General features: G+C 54.8%; 3 rRNA genes. All 3 read left to right on the top strand.

Annotated elements, in window-relative coordinates:
* The first annotated feature begins 254 nt into the window (after positions 1–254).
* The 3 genes from ACO03V_RS16120 to rrf all read left to right on the top strand — a co-directional run bounded on the left by ACO03V_RS16120 (position 255) and on the right by rrf (position 5,524).
* A 16S ribosomal RNA gene (locus ACO03V_RS16120) occupies positions 255–1,777 on the top strand.
* Positions 1,778–2,198: 421 nt separating this feature from the next.
* Positions 2,199–5,306, top strand: a 23S ribosomal RNA gene (locus ACO03V_RS16115).
* 101 nt (positions 5,307–5,407) lie between these two features.
* A 5S ribosomal RNA gene (rrf, locus tag ACO03V_RS16110) occupies positions 5,408–5,524 on the top strand.
* The 16S, 23S and 5S rRNA genes sit together here, the layout of an rRNA operon.
* Positions 5,525–5,583 lie beyond the last annotated feature (59 nt).

The following is a 5,583-nucleotide window of genomic DNA, read 5'->3' as shown; positions in this document are numbered from 1 at the left end:
ATAAGGTAGTGAAGTTGCCTCACGGGTAGGTCGAGAGATCGTTTCTGTGGGTGCGTCCGTTCCTTGAGAACTCAACAGCGTGCACTTGTCAAATGCCAATTTATTCCTCGTCGGTCTTCGGACTGCGAGAAATTCCTTTGGATCAAAGACCACTCCTTCGGGGGTGGCAACGGATAGTCAGCAATGATGTATCTCTTTGGTCAGTTTCAAACTCGCTGCGGCACGGTTTTTCCCCGTGTTGTATGCATTTCTTTTTTACGGAGAGTTTGATCCTGGCTCAGGATGAACGCTGGCGGCGTGCTTAACACATGCAAGTCGAACGGTGAAGCCAAGCTTGCTTGGTGGATCAGTGGCGAACGGGTGAGTAACACGTGAGCAACCTGCCCTGGACTCTGGGATAAGCGCTGGAAACGGCGTCTAATACTGGATATGAGGCGTGATCGCATGGTCAACGTCTGGAAAGATTTTTCGGTCTGGGATGGGCTCGCGGCCTATCAGCTTGTTGGTGAGGTAATGGCTCACCAAGGCGTCGACGGGTAGCCGGCCTGAGAGGGTGACCGGCCACACTGGGACTGAGACACGGCCCAGACTCCTACGGGAGGCAGCAGTGGGGAATATTGCACAATGGGCGGAAGCCTGATGCAGCAACGCCGCGTGAGGGATGACGGCCTTCGGGTTGTAAACCTCTTTTAGCAGGGAAGAAGCGAAAGTGACGGTACCTGCAGAAAAAGCGCCGGCTAACTACGTGCCAGCAGCCGCGGTAATACGTAGGGCGCAAGCGTTATCCGGAATTATTGGGCGTAAAGAGCTCGTAGGCGGTTTGTCGCGTCTGCTGTGAAATCCCGAGGCTCAACCTCGGGCCTGCAGTGGGTACGGGCAGACTAGAGTGCGGTAGGGGAGATTGGAATTCCTGGTGTAGCGGTGGAATGCGCAGATATCAGGAGGAACACCGATGGCGAAGGCAGATCTCTGGGCCGTAACTGACGCTGAGGAGCGAAAGGGTGGGGAGCAAACAGGCTTAGATACCCTGGTAGTCCACCCCGTAAACGTTGGGAACTAGTTGTGGGGACCATTCCACGGTTTCCGTGACGCAGCTAACGCATTAAGTTCCCCGCCTGGGGAGTACGGCCGCAAGGCTAAAACTCAAAGGAATTGACGGGGACCCGCACAAGCGGCGGAGCATGCGGATTAATTCGATGCAACGCGAAGAACCTTACCAAGGCTTGACATACACCAGAACGGGCCAGAAATGGTCAACTCTTTGGACACTGGTGAACAGGTGGTGCATGGTTGTCGTCAGCTCGTGTCGTGAGATGTTGGGTTAAGTCCCGCAACGAGCGCAACCCTCGTTCTATGTTGCCAGCACGTAATGGTGGGAACTCATGGGATACTGCCGGGGTCAACTCGGAGGAAGGTGGGGATGACGTCAAATCATCATGCCCCTTATGTCTTGGGCTTCACGCATGCTACAATGGCCGGTACAAAGGGCTGCAATACCGTGAGGTGGAGCGAATCCCAAAAAGCCGGTCCCAGTTCGGATTGAGGTCTGCAACTCGACCTCATGAAGTCGGAGTCGCTAGTAATCGCAGATCAGCAACGCTGCGGTGAATACGTTCCCGGGTCTTGTACACACCGCCCGTCAAGTCATGAAAGTCGGTAACACCTGAAGCCGGTGGCCCAACCCTTGTGGAGGGAGCCGTCGAAGGTGGGATCGGTAATTAGGACTAAGTCGTAACAAGGTAGCCGTACCGGAAGGTGCGGCTGGATCACCTCCTTTCTAAGGAGCATCTGGCGCTACAGTCTTCGGGTTGTGGTGTCCAGGCGCCGGATCAGACCGAATGTGTCTGCCGGTTAGCTCATGGGTGGAACATTTGATGGGGTGCTCAGTCTGAGGATTCTGGATCTAGTACGCAGCTTGCTGTGGGAACGGTTCGGGTCGGAGGGGTGGGCACATGCACGCTGTTGGGTCCTGAGGGGCCGGGCGCTGATCGCGCTAGTCGGAAGGCTGGTGGTGGTTGGTGGCTGTTCCTCTAGGGCCTTTTCTGCTTGTCACGGTTGTGGCTGGTGGGGAGGGTACCGCCCGTACTTTGAGAACTACACAGTGGACGCGAGCATCTTCGACATGATCCTTCGGGATGGTGTCGTGAAGATGATCTTAAAGATCATTAGTCAATTTTTTGACGATTCAACTCATGTGATTTCAAGTCTTTAAGAGCAAACGGTGGATGCCTTGGCATCTGGAGCCGAAGAAGGACGTAGCAATCTGCGATAAGCCTCGGGGAACTGATAAGCGAGTTTTGATCCGAGGATGTCCGAATGGGGAAACCCCGCTGGGCGGCGTGCCGACCTAGTGACTCCCGCCTGAATATATAGGGCGGGTAGAGGGAACGTGGGGAAGTGAAACATCTCAGTACCCACAGGAAGAGAAAGCAACAGCGATTCCGTGAGTAGTGGCGAGCGAAACCGGAAGAGGCTAAACCTAGCGTGTGTGATAGCCGGCAGGCGTTGCATGTTGGGGGTTGTGGGACTTTTCTGATTGTTCTGCCGAGCAGTCGACGTGACAAGAGGGTATAGACGAACGGTTTTGAATGGCCGGTCATAGAGGGTGCGAACCCCGTAGTCGAAATGCCTGTTCTTGGCGTGAAGAGTATCCCAAGTAGCACGGGGCCCGAGAAATCCCGTGTGAATCTGTCAGGACCACCTGATAAGCCTAAATACTCCCAGATGACCGATAGCGGACAAGTACCGTGAGGGAAAGGTGAAAAGTACCCCGGGAGGGGAGTGAAATAGTACCTGAAACCGTTTGCTTACAAACCGTTGGAGCCTCCTTAGTAGGGGTGACAGCGTGCCTTTTGAAGAATGAGCCTGCGAGTTAGCGATACGTGGCGAGGTTAACCCGTGTGGGGTAGCCGTAGCGAAAGCGAGTCTGAATAGGGCGATTCAGTCGCGTGTCCTAGACCCGAAGCGAAGTGATCTATCCATGGCCAGGTTGAAGCGACGGTAAGACGTCGTGGAGGACCGAACCCACTTAGGTTGAAAACTGAGGGGATGAGCTGTGGATAGGGGTGAAAGGCCAATCAAACTTCGTGATAGCTGGTTCTCTCCGAAATGCATTTAGGTGCAGCGTTGCGTGTTTCTTGCCGGAGGTAGAGCTACTGGATGGCCGATGGGCCCTACAAGGTTACTGACGTCAGCCAAACTCCGAATGCCGGTAAGTGAGAGCGCAGCAGTGAGACTGTGGGGGATAAGCTTCATAGTCGAGAGGGAAACAACCCAGACCACCAACTAAGGTCCCTAAGCGCGTGCTAAGTGGGAAAGGATGTGGAGTTGCTTAGACAACCAGGAGGTTGGCTTAGAAGCAGCCACCCTTGAAAGAGTGCGTAATAGCTCACTGGTCAAGTGATTCCGCGCCGACAATGTAACGGGGCTCAAGCACGCCACCGAAGTTGTGGCATTGACATTATTGGTAGGCCTTCGTGGTCCAGCCGTGTTGATGGGTAGGAGAGCGTCGTGTCGCGAGTGAAGCGGCGGGGTGACCCAGCCGTGGACGCGACACGAGTGAGAATGCAGGCATGAGTAGCGAAAGACGTGTGAGAAACACGTCCTCCGAAAGACCAAGGGTTCCAGGGTCAAGCTAATCTTCCCTGGGTAAGTCGGGACCTAAGGCGAGGCCGACAGGCGTAGTCGATGGACAACGGGTTGATATTCCCGTACCGGCGAAGAACCGCCCAAGCTAATCCAGTGGTGCTAAGAGTCCTAGCTCGGGATGTTCGGATCCCTTCGGGGTGATGTCGTCCGTGTGAACGCTCGACCCCATGCTGGTGCGGCTAGCGTATTAACAGGTGTGACGCAGGAAGGTAGCCCAAGCCAGGCGATGGTAGTCCTGGTGCAAGTGCGTAGGCCGAGTGATAGGCAAATCCGTCACTCACATAGGCTGAGACACGACGCGGATGAAAAGTGGGTGATCCTATGCTGCCGAGAAAAGCATCGACGCGAGGTTCTAGCTGCCCGTACCCCAAACCGACTCAGGTGGTCAGGTAGAGAATACCAAGGAGATCGAGAGAATCGTGGTTAAGGAACTCGGCAAAATGCCCCCGTAACTTCGGGAGAAGGGGGGCCTTCGACGTATTAGGACTTGCTCCGAAAGCGTTTGGAGGCCGCAGAGACTAGTGGGTAGCGACTGTTTACTAAAAACACAGGTCCGTGCGAAGTCGCAAGACGATGTATACGGACTGACGCCTGCCCGGTGCTGGAAGGTTAAGAGGACCGGTTAGCCGCAAGGCGAAGCTGAGAATTTAAGCCCCAGTAAACGGCGGTGGTAACTATAACCATCCTAAGGTAGCGAAATTCCTTGTCGGGTAAGTTCCGACCTGCACGAATGGCGTAACGACTTCCCAACTGTCTCAACCGCGAACTCGGCGAAATTGCATTACGAGTAAAGATGCTCGTTACGCGCAGCAGGACGGAAAGACCCCGTGACCTTTACTACAGCTTGGTATTGGTGTTCGGTGTGGCTTGTGTAGGATAGGTGGGAGACTATGAAGCGGACACGCCAGTGTTCGTGGAGTCATTGTTGAAATACCACTCTGGTCACTCTGGATATCTAACTTAGAACCGTGATCCGGTTCAGGGACAGTGCCTGGTGGGTAGTTTAACTGGGGCGGTTGCCTCCCAAAAAGTAACGGAGGCGCCCAAAGGTTCCCTCAACCTGGTTGGCAATCAGGTGGCGAGTGTAAGTGCACAAGGGAGCTTGACTGTGAGACTGACAGGTCGAGCAGGGACGAAAGTCGGGACTAGTGATCCGGCAGTGGCTTGTGGAAGCGCTGTCGCTCAACGGATAAAAGGTACCTCGGGGATAACAGGCTGATCTTGCCCAAGAGTCCATATCGACGGCATGGTTTGGCACCTCGATGTCGGCTCGTCGCATCCTGGGGCTGGAGTAGGTCCCAAGGGTTGGGCTGTTCGCCCATTAAAGCGGTACGCGAGCTGGGTTTAGAACGTCGTGAGACAGTTCGGTCCCTATCCGCTGCGCGCGTAGGAAGTTTGAGAGGATCTGACCCTAGTACGAGAGGACCGGGTTGGACGAACCTCTGGTGTGTCAGTTGTTCCGCCAGGAGCACCGCTGATTAGCTACGTTCGGGATGGATAACCGCTGAAAGCATCTAAGCGGGAAGCCGGCCTCAAGATGAGACTTCCATACCTTCGGGTGAGAGGCTCCCAGCCAGACTACTGGGTTGATAGGCCGGATGTGGAAGCGCAGTAATGCGTGAAGCTGACCGGTACTAATAAGCCGATGACTTGATAACACACCGTTTTTGGTGCTTGCGTCCACTGAGTGGTTCTCGATGTACGGTCGGGAACACAACAATGAAATAGTCGTTGTTGGTTTTTGGAACATCAATAGTGTTTCGGCGGCCATAGCGAGAGGGAAACGCCCGGTCACATTCCGAACCCGGAAGCTAAGCCTCTCAGCGCCGATGGTACTGCAGGGGGGACCCTGTGGGAGAGTAGGACACCGCCGGACTTCTTCAACGAAATGGCCACCCAACGCTGGGTGGCCATTTCGCATTTACAGGCACATTT

This window comes from Microbacterium sp. HMH0099, assembly GCF_049384025.1.
In the GTDB taxonomy this organism is placed as follows: Bacteria; Actinomycetota; Actinomycetes; order Actinomycetales; family Microbacteriaceae; genus Microbacterium.
Note: the sequence above shows the minus strand (reverse complement) of the source record. Positions and strands in the feature narration are given on the sequence as shown.